This is a genomic window from Siccirubricoccus sp. G192, from assembly GCF_019084075.1.
Classification (GTDB): domain Bacteria; phylum Pseudomonadota; class Alphaproteobacteria; order Acetobacterales; family Acetobacteraceae; genus G192.
In genome coordinates this window covers 857,837-879,080 of sequence record NZ_JAHREN010000001.1, presented here as the reverse complement: position 1 = coordinate 879,080, position 21,244 = coordinate 857,837, and the positions used below count along the sequence as shown (strand labels likewise).

Here is a 21,244-nt window from a genome sequence, read left to right as displayed (position 1 = left end):
CGGCTCACCGGCGGGCCGCCGCGATGCGCAGTTCCGCAGCCTCGCCGGCAGCCGCATCGGCGGCCAGGGTCGCCGGCGCGGTCCGGTTCTGCGCGTATTTGGTCTTCGCCTGCTCGACCCAGGCCTGGAACTCGGCCTGCGGCACGGCACGCACCTCGATCGGCATGAACCAGTGGTTGGTGCCGCAGATCTGGTTGCACTGGCCGTAGAAGATGCCCGCGCGGTCGGCGCGGAACCAGGTCTCCAGCGTCCGGCCGGGGATCGTGTATTTCTGCACGCCGAGCGAGGGCACGAAGAAGCTGTGGATCACGTCCTGCCCGGTGGTCAGCACGCGGACATTGGCGCCCACCGGAATGACCAGCGGCTCATCCACCGTCAGGTTGCGGAGCTGGCCGGGCTGGAGGTCCTCGTCCGGGATCGGGCGGCTGTCGAAGGCCAGCTCGCCCTGGTCCGGATAGGCATAGTGCCAGTACCACTGGCGGCCCTGCACATTGATGGTGAGATCCGCATCCCGCGCCCGGTCCTCGTAGTAGATGAGCCGGAAGGAGGGGATCGCGATCACCACCAGGATCAGCACCGGCAGCACGGTCCAGGCGATCTCCAGCACCGTGTGGTGGCTGGTGCGCGACGGCGTCGGGTTCGCGCTCTCGCGGAAGCGCCACATGCACCAGCCGAGCAGGACCATCACGAAGGCGGTGATGACGATGATGATCCACAGCACCAGTGTGTTGAAGTCGTGGATCGCCTCCTTCACCGGCCCGCCGGCCGGCTGCAGCCCGAGGCCCCAGGGAATCGGCGCGCCCAGCGAGGAGTGGGTCTCTCCCACGATACCGCCCGAATCGCGGTTGTCCTGTGCCAGGGCCGGCCCGCACCAGGCCAGCACGCCCCAGAGGGCGGCCGAGAACACCATGCCGGCCCGGCCCGCCATGGCCGAACCCGCTGCCTTACCGAACCACCGCCCGATCACACGTCGCATCCCATGTCCCGTTCGTCCGCGTCGCACGCGCCGCCTGATATCCGCCCCGCCGCCCCGTCCGGGCGGCAGGCGCGCCGGGTCCACCCCGCGGAGCAGGGGGAGGGCGCGACCGGACCATAGTCGCGCGAGGCCGCACCGCACAAGGGAGGCTCCGCCGCGGAAGCGCAGGACAGGCGAAAACCGGCGCGCGGCATGGCGTTCAGGGCGCGGCCTCCGCCTCCGCATCCACCTCCGCCACATGGTCCACCATGTCGGACAGCATCGAGCGGATGTGCTCGTCCCCCACGGCGTAGAAGACCTGCCGGCCGCGCCGGTCCGCCTGCAAAAGCCGCGCCGCGCGCAGCAGCCGCAGGTGGTGCGACACCAGCGAGGCCGAGATGCCGAGCCGTTCCGCCATCTCCCCCACCGCCGCCGGCGCGTCGAGGCAGGCCAGGATGATGCGCAGCCGCGTCGGGTCGCTCATCATCTGGAACATTTCCGCCAATTCGACGACCTGGTCGTCGCCGATCCGCAAGCGCCCGCGCATGTCATCCGTCCTTCGCCCCGGCGCATCTTCCGCTCGCGCAAGGCGCACGGCCAGAGGGTCCAGGCTGTTTTTCACGGGGCGGATCGGCGCTCCGGAGCGCTGCCGCCCCGCCGCGATCCGTCCCGGCCCCCCTAGACTTGCCCCCCGCGCGGCGCGGCGGCAAGCGCCGGCGGGGCTTGACAGGAATGGCGCGTGAGGGCACCTCAAGGCTTCGACCTAACCCACTGAAAAGCCAAGGAACCTCTGAACAGTTGAAGATCTGTTCAGCCATCCCTTCCGGGACCGTGCCATGCTGACCCGGCCGGAGCCGCCTGCCGGACCGGAAGTCAGCCTGCCGGAGATCCACCGCAGCGTCCGGGTGCCGGATGGTGCCGGCTGGCTGCGCCGGATGCTGGCCTTCGTCGGCCCTGGCTACCTGGTCGCGGTTGGCTACATGGACCCCGGCAATTGGGCCACCGCGCTCGCCGGCGGCTCGGCCTTCGGCTATACGCTGCTCTCGGTGGCGCTGGTCTCCTCGCTGATGGCCATGCTGTTGCAGGCGCTCTGCGCCCGGATCGGCATCGCCACCGGACGGGACCTGGCGCAGCTCTGCCGCGACCGCTTCCCCCGCCCAGTGAACCTGGCGCTCTGGGCGCTGGCCGAGATCGCCATCTGCGCCACCGACCTCGCCGAGTTGATCGGCACCGCCATCGCCCTGCAATTGCTGTTTGGCATCCCGCTGCTGATCGGCGTGATGCTGACCGCCCTCGATGCGCTGCTGATCCTCTGGTTGCAGCACCATGGCGTGCGCTGGCTGGAGGCGCTGGTGGCCGGGCTGATCTTCCTGGTCTTCGGCTGCTTCGCGACGCAACTGGCGCTGGCCCAGCCGGTCTGGGGCGAGGTGCTGGCGGGCTATATCCCGAGCGCCTCGATCCTGACGAACGAGGAACAGCTCTACATCGCCATCGGCATCCTCGGCGCCACGGTGATGCCGCACAACCTCTACCTCCATACCGCCGTGGTGCAGACCCGCGCCTATGGGCTGGGCGAGGCGCGCAAGCGCGAGGCGATCCGTTTCGCCACCATCGACAGTACCGCGGCGCTGTCGCTCGCCCTGCTGGTGAATTCCGCCATCCTCATCACCGCGGCCGCCGTGTTCCACGCCGGCGGCCGCACCGAGGTGGCGGAGATCCAGGACGCCCATGCGCTGCTCGCCCCCATGGTCGGAACCACCCTCGCCGCCACCCTGTTTGCCGTGGCGCTCCTGGCCTGCGGGCTGAACGCCACCGTCACCGCGACCATGGCGGGGCAGGTGGTGATGGAGGGCTTCCTCGGCCTGCGCATGCCGCCCGCCCTCCGCCGGCTGGTGACGCGGCTGGTGGCGATCGTGCCGGCGGTGATCGTCACCTGGCTCTATGGGGTCAGCGGCACCGCGCAATTGCTGATCCTGAGCCAGGTGGTGCTGTCCTTGCAGCTTCCCTTCGCGGTGGTGCCGCTGATGCTGGTCGCCAGCAGCCGGCGGCAGCTTGGCGCCTTCACGGCGCCGGGCTGGCAGCTCTGGCTCGGCTGGGCGGCGACGGTGCTGATCGTGGCGCTGAACCTGAAGCTGCTCTGGGGTTTCCTGGCGGAGTAGGACCGGCAGCGTTGACGGGGCGGCTCCGCGCCCCGATCTCCGCCCGGTGCCCCGCCCCGCCGCGCTCCTCCTCATCCTGCTCTGGCCCCTGGCCCTCGCCTGCCGCCCGGCGGCGGCGCAGGACCCTGGCTGGACGGCCTGCCGCCAGGCGATTGCGGCGGCGGAGCCGGCCTCCGGCATCCCGCCCGGCCTGCTCGGCGCCATCGCCCTGGTCGAGACCGGCCGGCGCGACCCGCGTTCCGGCCGGATCGAGCCCTGGCCCTGGTCCTGGAACGCCGAGGGCGAGGGTGGCACCGCGCCCACGCGGGAAGCCGCGGTGGCGGCGGTGGCGGCATTGCAGGCGCGCGGCATCCGCTCGATCGATATCGGCTGCATGCAGGTGAACCTGCTGCACCACCCCAATGCCTTCGCCGGGCTGGAGGAGGGCTTCGACCCCGCCCGCAACCTCCGCTACGCCATCGGCTTCCTCAGGGAATTGCGCGCCCGCACCGGGGATTGGGGGCAGGCGGTAGCGAATTACCATTCAGGCGAGGCGGGGCGCGGCCTCGCCTATCACCGCCGGGTATTGCTGGCGAGGCTCGGCGCCGCCTGGATGACGGGCGGCACGGTGCCGCTGCCGGCCGGCACGGCGACGGGGCTCTGCGCGCCGGGGCTGAGCCCGGCCATGGTCCTGCGCGGCTCGGCGGCGCGGCGGGCCGGGCCGGCGGCTGCCAGGCCGCGCATCCTGTGCCGGCGGGTGGGGCGGGGCTGAACCGCCCGGACGCGGAGCGCGGCCTGGGGCCGGGGCGTCGGGCGCGATTCGGCCCGGGGCGGGGCGGGATCGGTCAGGGCGGGAGCAGCTTGGCCGGGATCCTCCAGGATCTCCGGCTCCTCGGCCGGGACCTCGCCGAGTTCGGCATCACGGTGCTGCCGCCACAGGCTGCGCAGCCGCGCATAGAAATCGAGCGAGCTGTTGCGGATCTCGTCCACGGTCTCGATGTTGCGCTCCCGCTCCGTCAGGCCCCAGGCGGCGACGGCGCCGAGGTTGACGCCGATCGGCAGCAGCCAGCCGACCGGGTTGAGGAAGCCGTTGCCGATGCTGCCCGCCAATTCCCGCGGGGTGGAGGGGCCGAGGACGGGCACCATCAGGTAGGGCCCGTCCGGCAGCCCCCAGTGATGCAGGGTGATGCCGAAATCCTGCACCTGGCGCGGCGGCCCGCCGATCTCCGCCAGGTCGAACATCCCGCCCAGGCCGAGGGTGGAGTTGATCGCGAAGCGCATCACCGATTGCCCCGCCGCCAGCGGCCGCGCCTGCAGCAGGTTATTGGCCGCGACCGCCGGCTCGGCCATGTTGTCGAGCACATTGCGGATGCGGGTGCGGGTCCAGGAGCCGAGACTCTCCCGGTAGAGGACCGCCATCGGGCGGATCACCGCGTCGTCCAGTGTCAGGTTGAGATCGAAGATGCGGCGGTTGGTGTTCTCCAGCGGGTCGGTGCGGCTGGTCGGGGCCGGGGTGGCGCCGGCAACGGCATCGGCCTGCCGCGTCCCGGCGCAGGCCGGAAGCAGCAGGGCGAGCAGCAGCGCGGACAGCAGCCTGGCGGAACGGGTCATGCAGTGTGGCAGGCTAGACCAGGCACGGCCCAACGGGAACCGCGCAGATGCGGCCCGGCGGGAAGGCCGCGGGGGAGAGGCCGGGCCGCCGCATGGTTGAGGCGCTGTTGCAGGGGCTCGGCCTGCTGGCCGGGCTGGTGGCCCTGGCCGGGGCGGTCTCGGCCCTGCTGGCGGCGCGGGCGATGCGCCGCTTCGCCCGGCTGCCGCCGGCCACCGCCCCCGCCCTGCCCGCCAGCCTGCTGAAGCCGCTGCATGGGGCGGAGCCGGGGCTGGCGGCGAACCTGGCCGCCAGCCTGCACCAGATGCACGCCGCGCCCCATGAGGTGCTTTTCGCGCTGCGTGACCCCGCCGACCCGGCGGCGCCGATCGCCGAGGCGGCCATGGCGGCGGCGGCCGGCGTGCCCGCCCGGCTGGTCCGCGACCCGCGCCTGCACGGGCCGAACCGCAAGGTCTCGCAACTGGTCAATCTGGAGGGGCTGGCGCGGCATCCCGTGCTGGTGGTCTCGGATGCCGATATGCGGATGCCGCCGCATTGGCTGACCGCGGTGACGGCGCCGCTGGCCGACCCCGCGGTGGGGCTGGTCACCTGCCTCTACCGTGGCGAGCCGGCGGAGCCCGGGCTCTGGTCACGTTTGGCGGCGCTCGGCATCGACTGGCAATTCCTGCCGAATGCGGTGCTGGGCGAATCCATGGGCCGGGCGGAGGGCTGCTACGGCGCCACCATGGCGCTCCGGGCCGAGACCCTGGCGCGGATCGGCGGTTTCCGGGCCCTGGCGGGGCTGCTGCCGGACGACCACGCGCTGGGCGTGGCGGTGCGGCGGCTGGGCCTCCGGGTGGTGGTGGCGCCCGTCCTGCCGGCGCATGTGATGCGGGAGCCGAGCCTTCCCGCCCTGCTGGCGCATGAGCTGCGCTGGGCGCGGACGCTCCGGCTGCTGGAGCCCGGCGGCTATCTTGGCATGGGGATCACCTATCCGCTGGTGCCCGGGCTGCTGGCGGCGCTGCTGGCCCCGCAGCCCTGGGGCATGGCCGCGCTGGCCTTGGCGCTGGCGACGCGGCTTGGCCTCGCCCTTACCGTGGACCGGGCGCTGGGGCGTCCGTTGTCTTTCCGGCGATTCATGCTTCTGCCGCTGCGCGATCTGCTCTCCTTCGGTATATGGGGGGCCGGGCTGGCCCGCGGCACGGTGGTGTGGCGCGGCCGGCGCTACCGGATGGGCCGCGACGGCAGCATGGTCGAGGCCGCCAGGAAGGCCAGCAAGAAGGGTTGATGCCGGCGATGATGCGCACGCTGTTTCTCCAGGCCCCGTCCTTCGACGGCTTCGATGGCGGCGCGGGCTCCCGCTACCAGGCGCGGCGGGAGATCAAGAGCTTCTGGTTCCCCACCTGGCTCGCCCAGCCGGCGGCGCTGGTGGAGGGCTCCAAGCTGGTGGATGCGCCGCCGCATCGCCAAAGCCTGGCGGATGTGGCCGCCATGGCGCGCGACCACGACCTGGCCGTGCTGCACACCTCGACGCCGAGTTTCGCCTCCGACGTGAAGGTGGCGGAGCGGCTGAAGGCGGAGAATCCGGGCCTGAAGATCGGGCTGATCGGCGCCAAGGTGGCGGTGCAGGCGGAGGAATCGCTGCGCGACGCGCCGGTGGTGGATTTCGTCGCGCGGAACGAATTCGACTTCACCGTGAAGGAGGTGGCGGAGGGCCGCGACTGGTCCGGCATCAAGGGCCTCTCCTGGCGGAACCGTGACGGCGTGCTGGTGCACAACGCGGAGCGGCCGGTGCTGGAGGACATGGACAGCCTGCCCTTCGTCTCGCCCGTCTACCGGCGCGACCTCGACTATACGAAATACTTCATCGGCTACCTGAAGCACCCCTATGTCAGCCTCTACACGGGGCGCGGCTGCAAGAGCCGCTGCACCTTCTGCCTCTGGCCGCAGACGGTGGGCGGGCACCGCTACCGCACCCGCTCGGTCGGGCATGTCATCGAGGAGATCCGCTACATCCAGGCGAATTTCCCGGGCCTCAAGGAGATCTTCTTCGACGACGACACCTTCACCGACAACCTGCCGCGCGCCGAGGCCATTGCCCGCGAGCTTGGCAAGCTCGGCGTCACCTGGTCCTGCAACGCCAAGGCCAATGTGCCGCGCGAGACGCTGAAGGTGCTGAAGGACGGCGGGCTGCGCCTGCTGCTGGTGGGCTATGAGAGCGGCAACCAGCAGATCCTGCACAACATCAAGAAGGGCATGCGGATCGACGTGGCGCGACAATTCACCAAGGATTGCCACGAACTCGGCATCGCCATCCACGGCACCTTCATCCTCGGCCTGCCGGGCGAGACGGCGGAGACCATCCAGGAGACCATCCGCTTCGCGATCGAGACCAACCCGCATACCGTGCAGGTCTCGCTCGCCGCGCCCTATCCCGGCACCTTCCTCTATGACCAGGCGGTGCGCGAGGGCTGGCTGGACACCGCCAATGCCGAATACATCGATGCGCACGGCGTGCAGATCGCGCCGCTGCACTACCCGCATCTGTCGCATACGGAAATCTTCGACAGCGTCGAGACCTTCTATCGGCGCTTCTACTTCCGCGCGCCGAAGATCGCCTCCATCTGCGGCGAGATGATCCGCGACCGGCAGATGCTGGTCCGCCGCCTGCGCGAGGGGGTGGAGTTCTTCCGCTTCCTGCGGGAGCGGTCGGAGGCAGGCCGGCAGCAGAAGGCGGCGTGATTTGTCGGGCACGCAGCGGTTCGAGCAGCTTCTCGCCAAAGTTCCCGCGGAAAGCAGTGGCATGAAGTCCGCCCTGATCCGCGTGCTCGATACGGCGGAGTTGTGCAAGGCTTGGTTCGAGGACCGGGGCATGACGCCAAGCACGGCGGACCTGATCGCTGCAACTCGCCTGGTGCTGGTCCAGGCTGCACGCGATGAAATCGAAGCGTCGCTCGATCCGGGAATCGAGTGACAGCTTCAAGGGTCATCCTCACCGCCGATGATTTCGGGCTCTCGCCGCAGGTGAACGAGGCGGTGGAGCGGGCGCATCGCGACGGCGTGCTCACCGCCGCCAGCCTGATGGTGGGCGAGCGTGCGGTGCCCGAGGCCGTGGCCATCGCGCGGCGCAACCCGTGCCTCGCCATCGGCCTGCACCTCACGCTCACCGATGGCACGCCCACCCTGCCGCCCGGCCATATCCCGGCGCTGGTCCAGCGCAATGGCCGCTTCCGCGACGACATGGCGGGGCTCGGCCTCACGCTCGCCACCTCCGCCGCCGCACGGGCCGAATTGCGCGCGGAGATCGCGGCGCAGTTCCGCGCCTTCCGCGCCACCGGCCTCGCCTGCGACCATGTGAACGCCCACAGGCACTTCCACCTGCACCCCGTCATCGCCGCCGCCGCCTTCGCCGCGGCGCGGGCCGCCGGGGTCCGCGCCACGCGCATCCCCTGGGAGCCGCCGGCGCTGGTCCGCGCGGTGGAGCCCGGCGCCCGCACCGCGCCGCGCGCCCTCGCCCCCTTCGCCCTGCTGCTGCGGCGGCTGGCGGCGCGGCAGGGGCTGGCGGCGGCGGACCGCGTGGTGGGCCTCGCCTGGTCCGGCGGCTTCACCGCGGACCGGCTGGCGGCGCTGCTGCCGCTTCTGCCGCCGGGCCGCACGGAGATCTACCTGCACCCCGCCACCGCTGGCGGCTTCCCCGGCGGCGCCCCCGGCTACCGCTACCCGGAGGAATTGGCGGCGCTGCTCGACCCGCGCGTGCGGCAGGCCGCCGCGCGCCTCACGACCGGCGGCTATGCCGCGATGCTCGCCGCATGAGCCGCCTCGGGCTGCTTCTGGCCGTGGCGGGGCTCGGCCTCGCCCTGCTGCTGATCGCCCGGCAGGACCTGGCGGAGGTGGGCGACCTGCTGGCCGATGCCGGCTTCGGCCTGGTGCTGGCGGCGCTGGCGCATATCCCCGCCATGGCGCTGAACGCGCATGCCTGGCGCGTGCTGCTGCCGCGCCGCCGCCGCCCCGGCCTCGGCGCCATGACCGCCAATGTCTGGGTCCGCGAATCGGTGAACGGGCTGCTGCCGGTGGCGCGGGTCGGCGGCGAGATCGCCAGCTACCGGCTGCTGCGCGGCGAGGGCGTGGCGGTGGCGCCGGCCGCCGCCAGCCTGATGGTGGACATGGCCCTCTCCATCCTGAGCCAATTGGCCTTCGCCCTGCTCGGCCTGGCGCTGCTGGCCTATGCCGGGGCGGGAGTGGGCTGGGGCGGCATCGCGCTGGCGATGCTCTGCGGCCTGGCGCTCGCCGGCGGCTTCATCCTGGCGCAGCGGGCCGATCTCCTGAGCCGCCTTGCCAGCCTGCTGAACCGCATCGGCGGCGGGCTCTTCGCCGGCTTCACCGCGCATTCCGCGCGGATCGACCGCATGACGCGCCGGCTCTGGCAGGTGCGCCGCGCCATCCTCGCCTGCTTCCTCTGGCAATTGGCGGGCTGGATGGCGGGGGCGCTGGAGATCTGGCTGGCGCTGTGGTTCCTCGGCGCGCCGGTCTCGGCGGCGGAGGCGCTGGCGATCGAGGCGATGATCCAGGCCGTTGCCTCCGCCGCCTTCCTGGTGCCGGGGGCGCTGGGATTGCAGGAAGCGGGGTTCCTGGGTCTCGGCCTGCTGCTCGGCCTCGACCCGGAGGTGGCGGCGGCGCTGGCCATCGCCCGGCGGCTGCGCGACCTGATCGTCTTCCTGCCCGGCCTGCTCGCCTGGGTCTGGGCGGAGCGGCGGATCGGCCGCAGCGCCGCAGTGGAAGGCTGACGCGCCGCCCTGGCCGGGCCTATGCTGCCCGCAAGCCTCCAGGAGGAAACGCATGACCCGCCGCCGCACCCTGCTGCGCGCCGCGGCGCTGGCGCCGCTCGCCGGCCTGCCCGCGCGCGCCGAGACCTGGCCCAGCCGGCCGATCCGCGTGATCGTCGGCTTCGTCGCCGGCGGCGGCGTGGACATCACCATGCGCATCCTGGCGCCGAAGCTGGGCGCGCTGCTCGGCCAGTCCGTGGTGGTGGACAACCGCCCCGGCGGCGCCGGCAACCTGGCGAACGAGATCCTGGCCCAGAGCCCGGCCGATGGCCACACGCTGATGGTCGGCACCATCGGCCAGATGACGGTCAACCCGCTGCTGACCCGCCTCAACCTCGACCCCGTGCATGACTTCACACCCATCTCGCTGCTGGTCGATGTGACCAACCTGATGGTGGTGCCGGCCGACCGGCCCTGGCGCAGCGTGGCGGAGCTGGTGGCGGCGGCGAAGGCCAAGCCGGGGGTGCTGACCTATGGCTCCTCCTCGGTCGGCTCGGCCGGGCACCTGGCGGCGGCGCTGCTGGACCAGGCGGCGGGGATCGAGACGGTGCATGTGCCCTATCGCGGCGGCGGGCAGCTCATCACCGACCTCATTTCCGGCAAGATCGACTTCAGCTTCGCCACCGCCGCCACCACCATCCCGCATGTGCAGACCGGGCGGCTCCGGGCGCTGGCGGTGCCGACCGCCCACCGCTCCGCCCTGGTGCCGGAGGTGCCGACCGTGGCCGAGAGCGGCGTGCCGGGCTTCGACGTGGTGAACTGGTACGGGCTGCTGGCGCCGAAGGGCACGCCGGAGCAGGTGGTGGCGCAGGTGAACGCGGCGCTGCACACGGCGCTCCGCGATGCCGAGGTGCTGGAAAAATTCGCCGCCCAGGGGCTGGAGCCGCTGCCGAGCACGCCGGAGGCATTCCAGGCCTTCATGGAAGCCGAGTCGGTGCGTTGGACGCGGGTGGTGCGGGCGGCGGGGATCACCTCGAACTGAGGGCCGTCCCGGCTTGCCCGCAAGGCCGCGGGCAAGCCGGGACGCCGGGGAACCGAGGCGCCGGTTCCCCGCCCCGGCGCTTTGGCGTAGGGATCAGGCCCCCGCGAAGGAGCCCGCCCCATGATCGTCTTCGTCACCGGCGCCACCGCCGGCTTCGGCCTGGCCATCGCCCGCCGCTTCGCCGCCGATGGCGCACGGATCATCGCCGCAGGGCGCCGCCAGGAACGCCTCGACGCGCTGGTCGGGGAACTCGGCGCCGCGGTGGTGCATCCCCTGGCGCTCGATGTGCGGGACCGCGCGGCGGTGATGGCGGCGGTCGCCGGCCTGCCCGCGGACTTCGCCGATATCGACGTGCTGGTGAACAATGCCGGCCTCGCGCGCGGGCTGGAGCCGGCGCAATCCGCCGATCTCGACGACTGGGACGCGATGATCGACACCAATGTGAAGGGGCTGGTCTATGCCACCCGCGCGGTGCTGCCGGGGATGGTGGCGCGCGGGCGGGGGCATGTGGTCAATCTCGGCTCCACCGCCGGCGAATTCCCCTATCCCGGCGGCAATGTCTATGGCGCGACCAAGGCCTTCGTCCGGCAATTCAGCCTGAACCTCCGCGCCGACCTCTTCGGCACGCCGGTGCGGGTGACGGATATCGAGCCCGGCCTGGTCGGCGGCACGGAATTCTCCAATGTCCGCTTCAAGGGCGACGACGACAAGGCCGCCGGCATCTACCAGGGCACCGAGCCGCTGATGCCGGAGGACATCGCCGATGCGGTGCATTGGGTGGCGACAAGGCCGGCGCGGGTGAACGTGAACGTGCTGCAAGTCATGCCTGTCGTGCAGAGCTTCGCGCCGCTCCGCGTGCATCGCGGCTGAGCCGGGCGTGGCGGCCTATGTCCCGCCCTGCCCGCAGCCCTTCACCGCCCGGCCGCCGCTGCCCGAGCTGCTGCGGCGGCTGCGGCGGAACCTGCTGGAGGTCTGGCACGCCAGGCATTTCGAGGAGGAATTCTTCGCCACCCGCGTGCTGGCCCGCCGCTTCTTCGTCTGCAACAGCCCGGCCACGGTGCAGGCCGCCTTCGTCCAGCACCAGGCCGCCTTCGAGCGCAAGACGCCGGAGATGCGCCACGCGCTGGAGCCGCTGGTCGGCGACGGGCTCATCATCAGCGACGGGCTGGTCTGGCGGGAGCGGCGCCGGGTGGTGGCGCCGGTCACGCATGTCTCGCGCATCGGCGGCCTGGCCGGGGTGATGACCGAGGCGGTGGCGGAGCGCGGCGCCGCCTGGGCCGCCCGCCCGCCCGGCGCGCCGCTCGACATGCTGGCCGAGATGGGGGGAACTGGCGGCGGAGGTGATCTGCCGCAGCGTCTTCGGCCGGACGCTCGGCGGTGATGCGGCGCGCCAGGTGGTCGGCGCCTTCGCGCGCTACCAGCGGGGCAGTGGCGTCGGCGGCCTGCTGTCGCTGCTCGGCCTGCCGGGCGGGATCGGCGCGCGGGCGCGGGCCTGGCGGCTGCGCGGCGAGGTGGCGCGCATCCATGCGGTGCTGGACCGGCTGGTGGCGGCGGCGCTGGCGCCGGGGGCGGCCCCCTCCCTGATCCGCGCCATGGCGGAAGCGGCGCTGCCCGGCAGCGGCGAGCCCCTCTCGCCGCTCGCCTTTCGCAACGAGGCGGCGACCCTGTTCCTGGCCGGGCACGAGACCACGGCCAGCACCATGGCCTGGGCCTGGTTCCTGCTCTCCCAGGCGCCCGGGGCCGCCGCGCGGCTGCGGGCGGAAGCCGATGCCGTGCTGCAGGGCCGCGCCGCGCGCTTCGAGGACCTGCCCGCCCTGCCCTTCGCCCGCGCCGTGGTGGAGGAGACGCTGCGCCTCTACCCGCCCATCCCGCTGCTGGCCCGCCAAGCGCAGCAGGAGGTGGAACTGGCGGGCCGGCGCGTGCCGAAGGGCGCCGTGGTCATGGCGGTGCCCTGGCTGCTGCACCGGCACCGCGCCCTGTGGGAGCAGCCGGACCACTTCCGCCCGGAACGCTTCCTGCCCGGCGCCCCGCCGCGGCCGCGCCACGCCTATATCCCCTTCAGCCTCGGCCCGCGCGTCTGCACGGGGGCGCATTTCGCGCTGGCGGAGGCGATGATCTGCCTGGCCACCCTGGCGCAGCGCTTCGCGCCGCGGCTGGCGCCGGGCGCGCGGGTCTTCCCGGTCTGCCGCCTCACCCTGAAGCCCGGCGAGACCCTGCCCATGCTGCTGGAGCGCCGCGCCTGAGCCGGCTCCGCGCCCTGCTGGCCAATGGGCTGGAGCACGCGCTGCACCATCCGCTGCGGCTGTTGCCGACGCCGGCGGTCTCGGCCATCGGCGCGCGGCTGGGACAGCGGGTCGGGCCGGCGCTCTATCCCGGGCAGGATGCGCTGGCGCGGGCGGCCTTCCGCCAGCTTCGCCCCGACCTGCCGGAGGCAGCGGCCATGGCGGCGCTATGGGGCAATCTCGGCGCCAGCTTCGCCGAGATGGCCCGCATCCTGCGCTTCTGGGAGGAAGGCCGGGTCGAGGTGCTGGGCGCCGAGCACCTGCTGGAGGCCCGCCGGCGCCGGCCGGTGCTGCTGGCCGGGCTGCATCTCGGCAACCCGGAGGTGCTGGGGTTGACGCTCGCGCGGCTCGGGCTGCGGCCGGTCGGGGTGGCAACGCGCCAGCCCACGGATTTCCGCGAGCGGGTCATCACCGGCATCCGGCTGCGCGGCGGCGGCCGCATGATCCGCGCCGACCGCGACGCGCTGCGCCCGGCGCTGCGGGTGCTGGCGGCGCGGGAGGAGACGCTGCTCTTCTGGATGGACGACTATATCGGCGGGCGGGTGCTCGGCCCCTCGCTGGACCGCGGGCCACGGCACCGGGGCAATATCCCCTTCGCGGTGCGGCTGGCGCGGCTTTCCGGCTGCGCCATCCTGCCGGGCTTCGTGGAACGCCTGCCGGGGCCGCGCTTCCGCACGCATTTCCTGCCGCCGGTCGCGCTGCCGCCCGGGGAGGACCGGGCGGCCGGCGCCGCGGCGCTGGATGCGGTGCTGGACCCGGTGGTGCGGGCCAGGCTGGAGCAGTGGTTCTTCACCATCGCCTGGCGGCCGGAGCGGTAGGGAGCCGGTTCAAACCGCCCGCCCCAGCCCGCCATCCACCAGGATGCTCTGGCCGGTGACGTAGCTGGCGGCGTCGCTGGCCAGGAAGGCGACCATATTGGCCGTCTCCGCCGCCGTGCCCAGGCGGCCGAGCGGGATGGTGGCGGCTGTCTCGGCGATGATCGCCTCCAGCGACACGCCCGCCTCCATGGCGCGCTGCCGCATCCGGGATTCGGCGAGCGGCGTCAGCACCCGGCCCGGGCAGACGCAATTCACCGTGGTGCCCGGCGCCAGCTCGTTCGACAGGGTCTTGGTCAGCGCCAGCAGCGCCGCCTTGTGGGTATTGGAGACGATCTGGTGCTCCGAGGGCTGCCGCGCCGAGGTGGCGCCGAGCAGCACGACGCGCCCTGTCTCCGCCTGGCGCAGCAGCGGCAGCGCCGCCCGCAACACGCGCACGGTGCCGAGCACATTGAGTTCGTAATTCGCCAGCCATTGCGCATCCTCCAGCGCCTCGAAGCCGCTGCGGAAGCTGCCGCCGAAGGCGCTGACCAGAACATGCAGCGGGCCGCCGCCGAGATGCGCCATCAGCGCCGCCACCTGCTCCGGCCGGGTCGCATCGCAGGCCAGGGTCTCGGGGGTGCGGCCGGTGGCGGCCTGCAAGGTGGCCGCCGCCGCCTCCAGCTTCGCCGCGCTGCGGCTGGCGATGACGACACGCTGGCAGCCCTCCCGCAGCAGGATTTCGGCGGTGGCGAGGCCGATGCCGGTGCTGCCGCCGGCGACCAGCGCGCATTTGCCGGTGAAGTTGAGGTCCATCCGCCGCCTCCCTTACCCGAACCCGTCCAGCACCAGCTTGCCGCGCATCCCGCCGCTCTCCACCAGCGCATGCGCGCGCCGGAGGCTGGCGGCATCGAGCCGGCCGAGATGCGTGGTCATGGTGTGGCGCAGCGTTCCGGCATCGACCAGGTGGGAAACCTCGTTCAGCAGCCGGTGCTGCTCGATCATGTCCGGCGTCTGGAACAGGGCGCGGGCGAACATGCCCTCCCAGACCAGGCCGGCGGATTTGCGCTTGAGCTTCGCCATGTCGAGGCCGGGCGCCTCGTCGATGGCGCAGACCAGGCCCTGCGGCGCCAGCAGCGCGCAGATCGCGTCCCAATGCTTCTCGGTATGGTTCATGCCGAAGACATGCGGCACGGCGAGGCCGAGCGCCTTCACCTGCGCCGGCAGGTCGCCAGCATGGTCCAGCACATGATGCGCGCCCAGCGAAAGGCACCATTCCCGCGTCTCCGGCCGCGAGGCGGTGGCCAGCACGGTGAGGCCGGTGAGCTGCCGCGCGAGCTGGATGGCGATGGAGGCGACACCACCACCGCCGCCGAGCAGCAGCACGGCCTCGCCCGGGCGCGGCGCCGGATCGCGCGGAATCCGCAGCCGCTCGAAAAGCGCCTCCCAGGCGGTGATGCTGGTGAGCGGCAGGGCGGCGGCCTCGGCGAAGGAGAGCGTCGCGGGCTTGCGGCCCACGATGCGCTCATCCACCAGTTGCAGTTCCGCATTGCTGCCGGGGCGGGTGACGAGGCCGGCGTGGAACACGGCATCGCCGGGGCGGAAGAGCGTGCAGTCGGGCCCCGCCGCGCGCACCACCCCCGCGGCGTCGAAGCCCAGCACGCGCGGCTTGCCGCCAGGGTCGAGGCCGCGCCGCTGCTTGGTATCCACCGGGTTGACCGAGACGGCGCGCACCTCGACCAGCAGGTCGCGGCCGCGTGGTGCCCCGGGCTCCGGCAGGTCGAGGTCGAGCAGCGCCTCGGGGTGGTCGATCGGGTGGTTCTTCGTATAGCCGACGGCCTTCATGGCGCCCTCCCGCAGCGTGGCTGATGCACGCAGGGTGGGCGCGGACGGCGCGGCCGCCAAGCCCCGGTGTCCTGCCCCCGGACTTCGCTGGCGAAGTTCGGGGACAAGCAGGCCACCAGGCCTTTTGTCAGCGCGTCGGGCGCGGCGGGGTCACGCTGTAGTCGTAGAAGCCGCGGCCGGATTTGCGGCCGAGCCAGCCGGCCTCGACATATTTCGCCAGCAGCGGGCAGGGCCGGTATTTCGGGTCGCCCAGCCCCTCATGCAGCACCTTCAGCACGGAGAGCAGCGTGTCGAGCCCGACGAAATCCGCCAGTTCCAGCGGCCCCATCGGATGGTTGGCGCCGAGCTTCATGCCGGCATCGATCGCCGCCACATCGCCCACGCCTTCCATGAGCGCGAAGACCGCCTCGTTCAGCATGGGGCAGAGGATGCGGTTGACGACGAAGGCGGGGTAGTCGTTCGCCTCCACCATCGTCTTGCCCATGCGCTCCGCGAGGCCGCGCACGGTGGCGACCGCCGCATCCTCGGTGGCCAGGCCGCGGATCACCTCGACCAGCTTCATCATCGGCACGGGGTTGAAGAAATGCATGCCGAGGAAGCGGCCGGGCCGGTCGGTGGAAGCCGCCAGCCGGGTGATCGGGATGGAGGAGGTATTGGTGGCGAGGATGGCATCCGGCCGCAGCTTCGGGCAGAGCGCCGCATAGATCTTCTGCTTGACCACCTCGTTCTCGGTCGCGGCCTCGATGACGATGTCGCAATCGCCGAAATGGGCGTTGTCGGTCGCGGTCGCGATGCGCTTCAGCGCCGCGTCGCGGTCGGCGGCCTGGATGCCGCCCTTCTGCACCTGCCGCTCCAGGTTCCTGCCGATGGTCGCCAGGGCCTTTTCCAGGGCCCCGGCATTCACGTCCATCAGCACCACGTCGAGGCCCGCGAGGGCCGCGACATGCGCGATACCGTTGCCCATCAGGCCGGCACCGATCACGCCAAGTTTCTTCACATCCGCCATGACATCACCCACCCCACAGCAAAAGGGCCGCCGGACGCGCGATGGCGTCGGGCGGCCCCGATCCGCGACCGACCCTGTCCTACTTCTTGTCCAGCTCGGCCTCGAATCCGGCATCACCTTGAACAGGTCGCCGACCAAGCCGTAATCGGCCACCTGGAAGATCGGCGCTTCCTCGTCCTTGTTGATGGCGACGATGACCTTGCTGTCCTTCATGCCGGCCAGGTGCTGGATGGCGCCCGAGATGCCCACCGCGATGTAGAGCTCCGGCGCCACGATCTTGCCGGTCTGCCCGACCTGGTGGTCGTTCGGCGCATAGCCCGCATCCACCGCGGCGCGGGAGGCGCCGACGGCGGCGCCGAGCTTGTCCGCCACGCTCTCGATGATGTGGAAATTCTCGGCGCTGCCCATGGCCCGGCCGCCGGAGATGACGATGCGCGCCGCGGTCAGTTCCGGCCGCTCGCTCTTGGCGATCTCGGCGCCGAGGAAGCTGGAGAGGCCCGGGTCCGCCGCCGCCGCCACGCTCTCGACCGGGGCATTGCCGCCCTCGGCCGGCACCGGGTCGAAGCTGGCGGCGCGCACGGTGATGACCTTCTTCGGGTCCGAGGACTTCACCGTGGCCAGCGCGTTGCCGGCATAGATCGGCCGCACGAAGGTATCGGCATCAACCACGCCGGCGATGTCCGAGATCACCTGCACGTCGAGCAGCGCGGCCAAGCGCGGCATCACGTTCTTGCCGGCGGCCGAGGCCGGGGCCAGCAGGTGGCTGTATTGCGGCGCGAGGCCGACCAGCAGCGCCGCGATCGGCTCCGCCAGGCCATGCGCATAGAGCTCGGCATCCGAATGCAGCACCTTCGCCACGCCGGGCACCTTGGCCGCCGCCTGCGCGGGTGCCGCCGGGCCGAGCACCAGCAGATGCACCTCACCGAGCTTCGACGCCGCAGCCACCGCGCTCCGCGTCGGCTGCGTCACCGCCTGACCGTCATGGTCGGCGAGAACCAGGACCGCCATCTCAGATCACCTTCGCTTCGTTGCGGAGCTTGTCCACCAGCTCGGCGGCCGAGGCCACCTTCTTGCCGGCCTGGCGCTTGGCCGGCTCCTCGACCTTCAGCACGGTCAGCCGCGGCGTCACGTCCACGCCGAGATCGGCCGGCTTCAGCGTCGCAATCGGCTTCTTGCGGGCCTTCATGATGTTCGGCAGCGAGGCGTAGCGCGGCTCGTTCAACCGGAGGTCGGTGGTGACGATGGCCGGCAGCTTGAGCTGCACCCGCTCCAGCCCGCCATCCACCTCGCGCGTGACGCGCAGCCCGCCATCCGCCGGCTCGACCTTGCTGGCATAGGTGCCCTGCGGCCAGCCCAGCAGCGCCGCCAGCATCTGGCCGGTGGCGTTCATGTCGTCATCGATGGCCTGCTTGCCGAGGATGACGAGATCAGGGCTCTCCTTGGCGATGATCGCCTGGAGCAGCTTGGCCACCGCCAGCGGTTCCAGCACGCCGTCATGCTCGACCAGGATGCCGCGGTCGGCCCCCATGGCGAGCGCCGTGCGGATCTGCTCGGCGCAGGCGGCGGGTCCGGCGGAGACCGCGATGATCTCGGTCGCGGCGCCTTTCTCCTTCAGGCGCACCGCTTCCTCGACCGCGATCTCGTCGAAGGGGTTCATGGACATCTTGACGTTCGCGGTCTCGACCCCCGTGCCGTCCGCCTTGACGCGGACCTTCACGTTGTAATCGACCACCCGCTTGACGGGGACGAGGAGCTTCATCGCCTCTGCCGTTTCCTGCGTGATGTTGCGGACTCCCGCGGCGCGCCCCACCGGGCGGCCGAGAGCTGGTCCCGGGGCATGGCGAATCCTTGCCTCGAGGGGCCCGGAGGGCCGGGCGCCGGCACGAAAGCTGCCCGCGGCGCCGCGTGCCCGCGAAAACCCGGCGCAAAATAGGTCGGGGCGGCGCGGTCTGTCAAAACGCCCCCCCCGGGAGCATGTCCGCATGGCATGACCCGGGACATGGGTGGGGCGCGGTGTGTCCGAACCGCCGGCCCGTGCAACATCCGTGGATGCCCGCTCCGGAGCGAGAAGAGGCTCAGGACTGCCTGGGGCCGCAGTCGATCCGCGAACCCGGATTCCCGGGCCGCCGTTAAATCAGCATCACGTATATTGCTTATATATCCGCGATCCGCGAGCATCATTGTCGGCAGGAAGCGTAAAGGGAATGGCCGCGCATCACGAATTTTACATGAAAACTGCGTCTATTTTCCGCAGCCTGCCCCGCGACCGGCCATGGCTGGGGTTGACGATAGGCGTGACTGTCCTCGCGGCCGCGGCCACGCTTCGCTGGTGCCTCGGTGAGTTGGGGGAGGGCTTCGGCCCCATGGCCATCCTGCCCGCGATGCTGCTGGCCGGCCTCATCGGCGGAATCCGGGTCGCCCTGGGCTTTGGGATCGTCTGCACGTTCATCGCCTGGGTCTTTTTCTTTCCTCCCTACGGAACATTCATCCTGTCGCCCCGCGACACGGCCACGATGGTGATTTTCTTCGTGACCGCCTGCATTGAACTCTATGTGATCCGTACCCTGAACCTTGCCATCAATGATCTTTTGTTGGCGCGGGAGCGGTCGAACACGCTGTTCCGGGAATTGCAGCACCGGGTGGCGAACAACCTGCAATTCGTCGCCGCCCTCCTGCACCTTCGGAAAAAGGCGCTGGAGCGGGACAGCGACGGGGCACGGGCGCTGGAGGCAGCCCGGAGCCGCCTTGACCTGATGGCGCGGGTTCACCGGCGCCTCCACGATCCGAAGGCGGTCGACCTGCCGGTGGGGCGCTATCTCGAAGAGCTCTGCGGCGACCTGATCAAGGCCAGCGATGCGCGCGGCATACGGCTGACCGTGGAAGCGCCGCCCCTTGAACTGGATCTGCAATCCCTGATGTCGGTATCCTTGATCGTCGCCGAGCTTGTCACCAACAGCCTCAAATATGCGTTTCGCGGCCGGGCGGAGGGAAGCATCGCGATACGCCTCAGTGTCAGGAAGCAGGTCTGCACGCTGACCGTCGCCGACGATGGCTGCGGCCTTCCCGCGACCTTCAGCCAAACCGGATGCAGCGGCCTCGGGCAGGGCATCCTCCAGAGCCTGGCGTCCCAGCTCGGCGGCACGGTCTCCTTCGAGCGCGGGCAGGGGACGACCGCACGGCTGGTTTTCCACGCCGAGGGCAGATCGCGGACGGAGTTGCACGTCCGGGAGCGTGAATCCACTCCACGAAAACAAAATGCCACGGCGGATGGTGTCCATTCCTGAACGCCACCCGCCGTGGCGCGGCGGACGCCAGGACCGGACCACTACAGCGGCGTGCCGAATCGATGGTTCGGCACGCCGCTGTAGCCTGTTGTTTTTAGAGCGGATTCACGCCTCCGGGCGGTTCCGCCCTCCGGCGATCCGCTCTAACCCCGGCTGACCAGCAGCAGGAGCACGAACAGGATCAGCGTGATCCCCTGCAGAAGCACCCGCCAGCGCATCAGGGCATTGGACCGCTCGCCGTTGCCGTCGGTGCGGGCCAGGCCCAGCATGCCGGCGAAGAGCACCCCGAGCGTGCCCAGCAGGCCGAGGACGACAAGGATGGAGAGCAGGGTTTTCATGGCCCCGATCTAGACCGCCGCCGGAAATCCGCAATGCCGGCAGGCCGTATCCCGGTTTGCCCGGCAAATCCGCGGGCTGCGGCGCTCCAGCATGCAAACCGCGATACTGGGGCCGGCTACCCGCGCCGCAGCACCGCCACCGCCAGCAGCGCCATGACGGCGCAGAGCCCGAAGCCCAGCCGGTAATCCCCGGTCAGCCCGACCGCCAGGGAGAAGAGGCTGGGCGCGAAGAGCATGGTAATGCCGAAGGCGAAGCCCATGGCGGCGGTGGCCGCCCCCACCCGCCCCGGCGGCGCCACCCGCGCCACCTCCGCCAGCAGCAGCCCGTTCCAGCCGACCGCGGTGGCGCCCATCGCCACCGCCAGGACCAGGATCGCCAGCCCCGGCCAGTCCGGCCCCGCCAGGGCCAGCCCGGCGGCCGAGGCGGCGGTGCCGAGGCCGAGCGCCCGCAGCACCGGCCCGGCGCCGATCCGGTCGGCCAGCAGGGCCCAGAGGATCCGCCCCGCTATCCCCGCCGCCTGCCCTGCCGCCAGCCGCATCCCGGCCTCGACCAGCGGCGTCCCCAGCATCTGCACCTGCCAGACCACGAAGAAGGAGAAGAAGGAGAATTGCGAGATGCCGAGGCCGCAGCAGACCAGGGTGACGGCCCGCAGCCGCCGCTCGGTCCGCAGCAGGGCGAGGCTGGCCATGGCCTCCCGCCAGGGCGCGGCGCGGGTGGCGGTGGGGTCGCGGTCGGCGTCCAGCACGGCCCGCAGCGGCTGCAACGCCAGCGCCAGGGCCACCGCCAGCGCGGCCACCCCCAGCACCCCCCAGCGCCAGCCGAAGGCGGCGCCCAGCAAGGGCGCCAGGAAGGCCACCAGCATCGCCCCCGCCGGCACCCCGCATTGCTTCAGGCCGAAGACCAGGCTGCGGATGCGGGCCGGGGTGCGCGCCGCCAGCAGGTGGCTGCCCGCCGGGGTCAGCGGCCCATGCCCGATGCCCCCGACCACGGCGGAGGCTGCCAGCGCCAGCGGATGCCCCAGCACCGCCAGCGCGATGCCGGCGGCGATGACCAGCAGCGATCCCTGGCAGACCCGGATGCCCCCGAAACGCCGAAGCAACCCCTGCGCCAGCGGCCCGGAGAGCAGCGCGCCGGCATAGACCAGCGCGGTATGCACCCCGGCCAGGCTGGCCGGCAGGCCGGTCTCGGCGGCGATGGGGGGGCGCCAG

General features: G+C 71.8%; 21 protein-coding genes and 2 pseudogenes. 13 read left to right on the top strand and 10 right to left on the bottom strand.

Features of this window, described 5'->3' with window-relative positions:
- Window positions 1-4: 4 nt before the first annotated feature.
- Both coxB and KSF81_RS04145 read right to left on the bottom strand, forming a co-directional pair.
- Complete coding sequence (gene coxB / locus KSF81_RS04150; protein WP_254453358.1) at window positions 5-928, bottom strand: cytochrome c oxidase subunit II; 924 nt, start codon at window positions 926-928, stop codon at window positions 5-7.
- Between the two features lie 247 nt (window positions 929-1,175).
- On the bottom strand, window positions 1,176-1,502 hold the full coding sequence (locus tag KSF81_RS04145; protein WP_217377903.1) for a metalloregulator ArsR/SmtB family transcription factor: 327 nt from the start codon (window positions 1,500-1,502) through the stop codon (window positions 1,176-1,178).
- A 289-nt stretch (window positions 1,503-1,791) separates the two neighbouring features.
- On the opposite strand from KSF81_RS04145, the gene KSF81_RS04140 reads away from it, so the two are divergent.
- The gene (locus KSF81_RS04140) at window positions 1,792-3,114 is read left to right on the top strand and encodes an Nramp family divalent metal transporter (RefSeq protein ID WP_217377902.1); all 1,323 of its coding nucleotides are present in this window, start codon (window positions 1,792-1,794) and stop codon (window positions 3,112-3,114) included.
- Window positions 3,115-3,160: 46 nt separating this feature from the next.
- Window positions 3,161-3,637 (top strand): annotated as a pseudogene (locus KSF81_RS30860) (lytic transglycosylase domain-containing protein); the annotation flags it as partial.
- A gap of 29 nt (window positions 3,638-3,666) precedes the next feature.
- Here the strand turns inward: KSF81_RS30860 and KSF81_RS04135 are convergent.
- Window positions 3,667-4,704: a VacJ family lipoprotein gene (locus KSF81_RS04135; protein WP_217377901.1), complete on the bottom strand. Its 1,038-nt coding sequence runs from the start codon at window positions 4,702-4,704 to the stop codon at window positions 3,667-3,669.
- Window positions 4,705-4,796: 92 nt separating this feature from the next.
- Between KSF81_RS04135 and hpnI the strand changes: the two genes are divergently transcribed.
- From hpnI to KSF81_RS04090, 10 genes are all read left to right on the top strand, one after another.
- Entirely contained in the window at window positions 4,797-5,969 is a 1,173-nt protein-coding gene (gene hpnI / locus KSF81_RS04130; RefSeq protein WP_217377900.1) for a bacteriohopanetetrol glucosamine biosynthesis glycosyltransferase HpnI, read from the top strand.
- 8 nt (window positions 5,970-5,977) lie between these two features.
- Complete coding sequence (hpnJ, locus tag KSF81_RS04125) at window positions 5,978-7,423, top strand: hopanoid biosynthesis associated radical SAM protein HpnJ (RefSeq protein WP_217381555.1); 1,446 nt, start codon at window positions 5,978-5,980, stop codon at window positions 7,421-7,423.
- Between the two features lies 1 nt (window position 7,424).
- Window positions 7,425-7,655: a hypothetical protein gene (locus tag KSF81_RS04120; RefSeq protein WP_217377899.1), complete on the top strand. Its 231-nt coding sequence runs from the start codon at window positions 7,425-7,427 to the stop codon at window positions 7,653-7,655.
- Window positions 7,652-8,494, top strand: coding sequence for a hopanoid biosynthesis-associated protein HpnK (hpnK, locus tag KSF81_RS04115; RefSeq protein WP_217377898.1), 843 nt, complete (start codon window positions 7,652-7,654; stop codon window positions 8,492-8,494). The genes KSF81_RS04120 and hpnK overlap by 4 nt, the downstream gene beginning before the upstream one ends.
- Entirely contained in the window at window positions 8,491-9,465 is a 975-nt protein-coding gene (locus KSF81_RS04110) for a lysylphosphatidylglycerol synthase domain-containing protein (protein WP_217377897.1), read from the top strand. The genes hpnK and KSF81_RS04110 overlap by 4 nt, the downstream gene beginning before the upstream one ends.
- Window positions 9,466-9,517: 52 nt before the next feature.
- Complete coding sequence (locus KSF81_RS04105; protein WP_217377896.1) at window positions 9,518-10,486, top strand: tripartite tricarboxylate transporter substrate binding protein; 969 nt, start codon at window positions 9,518-9,520, stop codon at window positions 10,484-10,486.
- 120 nt (window positions 10,487-10,606) lie between these two features.
- Window positions 10,607-11,356: an SDR family NAD(P)-dependent oxidoreductase gene (locus KSF81_RS04100; protein ID WP_217377895.1), complete on the top strand. Its 750-nt coding sequence runs from the start codon at window positions 10,607-10,609 to the stop codon at window positions 11,354-11,356.
- A gap of 7 nt (window positions 11,357-11,363) precedes the next feature.
- On the top strand, window positions 11,364-11,867 hold the full coding sequence (locus KSF81_RS29045; RefSeq protein WP_254453357.1) for a cytochrome P450: 504 nt from the start codon (window positions 11,364-11,366) through the stop codon (window positions 11,865-11,867).
- Window positions 11,827-12,729, top strand: a complete 903-nt coding sequence (locus KSF81_RS29040) for a cytochrome P450 (protein ID WP_309139469.1) — start codon at window positions 11,827-11,829, stop codon at window positions 12,727-12,729. The genes KSF81_RS29045 and KSF81_RS29040 overlap by 41 nt, the downstream gene beginning before the upstream one ends.
- 62 nt (window positions 12,730-12,791) lie before the next feature.
- Window positions 12,792-13,586, top strand: a complete 795-nt coding sequence (locus KSF81_RS04090) for a hypothetical protein (RefSeq protein ID WP_217377894.1) — start codon at window positions 12,792-12,794, stop codon at window positions 13,584-13,586.
- Window positions 13,587-13,595: 9 nt separating this feature from the next.
- On the opposite strand, the gene KSF81_RS04085 is transcribed toward KSF81_RS04090, so the two are convergent.
- The 5 genes and pseudogenes from KSF81_RS04085 to KSF81_RS04065 form a co-directional block, all read right to left on the bottom strand.
- Window positions 13,596-14,378 (bottom strand): SDR family oxidoreductase, encoded by a 783-nt coding sequence (locus tag KSF81_RS04085; RefSeq protein WP_217377893.1) that lies wholly within the window; start codon window positions 14,376-14,378, stop codon window positions 13,596-13,598.
- 12 nt (window positions 14,379-14,390) lie between these two features.
- Complete coding sequence (locus KSF81_RS04080) at window positions 14,391-15,407, bottom strand: zinc-binding alcohol dehydrogenase family protein (protein ID WP_217377892.1); 1,017 nt, start codon at window positions 15,405-15,407, stop codon at window positions 14,391-14,393.
- Between the two features lie 127 nt (window positions 15,408-15,534).
- A complete protein-coding gene (locus KSF81_RS04075; protein ID WP_217381554.1) occupies window positions 15,535-16,413 on the bottom strand; it encodes a 3-hydroxybutyryl-CoA dehydrogenase in 879 nt (292 codons plus the stop codon).
- Window positions 16,414-16,518: 105 nt separating this feature from the next.
- Window positions 16,519-17,421, bottom strand: a pseudogene (locus KSF81_RS04070) (electron transfer flavoprotein subunit alpha/FixB family protein); the annotation flags it as partial.
- 1 nt (window position 17,422) lies between these two features.
- A complete protein-coding gene (locus KSF81_RS04065) occupies window positions 17,423-18,172 on the bottom strand; it encodes an electron transfer flavoprotein subunit beta/FixA family protein (protein WP_217377891.1) in 750 nt (249 codons plus the stop codon).
- Between the two features lie 445 nt (window positions 18,173-18,617).
- On the opposite strand from KSF81_RS04065, the gene KSF81_RS04060 reads away from it, so the two are divergent.
- Window positions 18,618-19,697 (top strand): sensor histidine kinase, encoded by a 1,080-nt coding sequence (locus tag KSF81_RS04060; RefSeq protein ID WP_217377890.1) that lies wholly within the window; start codon window positions 18,618-18,620, stop codon window positions 19,695-19,697.
- A gap of 143 nt (window positions 19,698-19,840) precedes the next feature.
- Here KSF81_RS04060 and KSF81_RS04055 read toward each other — a convergent pair whose 3' ends face one another.
- Together KSF81_RS04055 and KSF81_RS04050 are read right to left on the bottom strand one after the other, a co-directional pair.
- Complete coding sequence (locus KSF81_RS04055) at window positions 19,841-20,035, bottom strand: twin transmembrane helix small protein (protein WP_217377889.1); 195 nt, start codon at window positions 20,033-20,035, stop codon at window positions 19,841-19,843.
- 116 nt (window positions 20,036-20,151) lie between these two features.
- A complete protein-coding gene (locus tag KSF81_RS04050; protein ID WP_309139697.1) occupies window positions 20,152-21,231 on the bottom strand; it encodes an MFS transporter in 1,080 nt (359 codons plus the stop codon).
- Window positions 21,232-21,244 lie beyond the last annotated feature (13 nt).

What these genes read in the sequence shown, in the direction of transcription:
- KSF81_RS04145 (WP_217377903.1), bottom strand. Translation starts at nt 1,502, where the DNA reads ATGCGCGGGCGCTTGCGGATCGGCGACGACCAGGTCGTCGAATTGGCG.
- hpnJ (WP_217381555.1), top strand. Translation starts at nt 5,978, where the DNA reads ATGATGCGCACGCTGTTTCTCCAGGCCCCGTCCTTCGACGGCTTCGAT.
- KSF81_RS04110 (WP_217377897.1), top strand. Translation starts at nt 8,491, where the DNA reads ATGAGCCGCCTCGGGCTGCTTCTGGCCGTGGCGGGGCTCGGCCTCGCC.
- KSF81_RS04100 (WP_217377895.1), top strand. Translation starts at nt 10,607, where the DNA reads ATGATCGTCTTCGTCACCGGCGCCACCGCCGGCTTCGGCCTGGCCATC.
- KSF81_RS04105 (WP_217377896.1), top strand. Translation starts at nt 9,518, where the DNA reads ATGACCCGCCGCCGCACCCTGCTGCGCGCCGCGGCGCTGGCGCCGCTC.
- KSF81_RS04080 (WP_217377892.1), bottom strand. Translation starts at nt 15,407, where the DNA reads ATGAAGGCCGTCGGCTATACGAAGAACCACCCGATCGACCACCCCGAG.
- KSF81_RS04060 (WP_217377890.1), top strand. Translation starts at nt 18,618, where the DNA reads ATGGCCGCGCATCACGAATTTTACATGAAAACTGCGTCTATTTTCCGC.
- KSF81_RS04075 (WP_217381554.1), bottom strand. Translation starts at nt 16,413, where the DNA reads ATGGCGGATGTGAAGAAACTTGGCGTGATCGGTGCCGGCCTGATGGGC.
- KSF81_RS04140 (WP_217377902.1), top strand. Translation starts at nt 1,792, where the DNA reads ATGCTGACCCGGCCGGAGCCGCCTGCCGGACCGGAAGTCAGCCTGCCG.
- hpnI (WP_217377900.1), top strand. Translation starts at nt 4,797, where the DNA reads ATGGTTGAGGCGCTGTTGCAGGGGCTCGGCCTGCTGGCCGGGCTGGTG.
- KSF81_RS04055 (WP_217377889.1), bottom strand. Translation starts at nt 20,035, where the DNA reads ATGAAAACCCTGCTCTCCATCCTTGTCGTCCTCGGCCTGCTGGGCACG.
- KSF81_RS04085 (WP_217377893.1), bottom strand. Translation starts at nt 14,378, where the DNA reads ATGGACCTCAACTTCACCGGCAAATGCGCGCTGGTCGCCGGCGGCAGC.
- KSF81_RS04065 (WP_217377891.1), bottom strand. Translation starts at nt 18,172, where the DNA reads ATGAAGCTCCTCGTCCCCGTCAAGCGGGTGGTCGATTACAACGTGAAG.
- KSF81_RS04135 (WP_217377901.1), bottom strand. Translation starts at nt 4,704, where the DNA reads ATGACCCGTTCCGCCAGGCTGCTGTCCGCGCTGCTGCTCGCCCTGCTG.
- coxB (WP_254453358.1), bottom strand. Translation starts at nt 928, where the DNA reads ATGGCGGGCCGGGCCGGCATGGTGTTCTCGGCCGCCCTCTGGGGCGTG.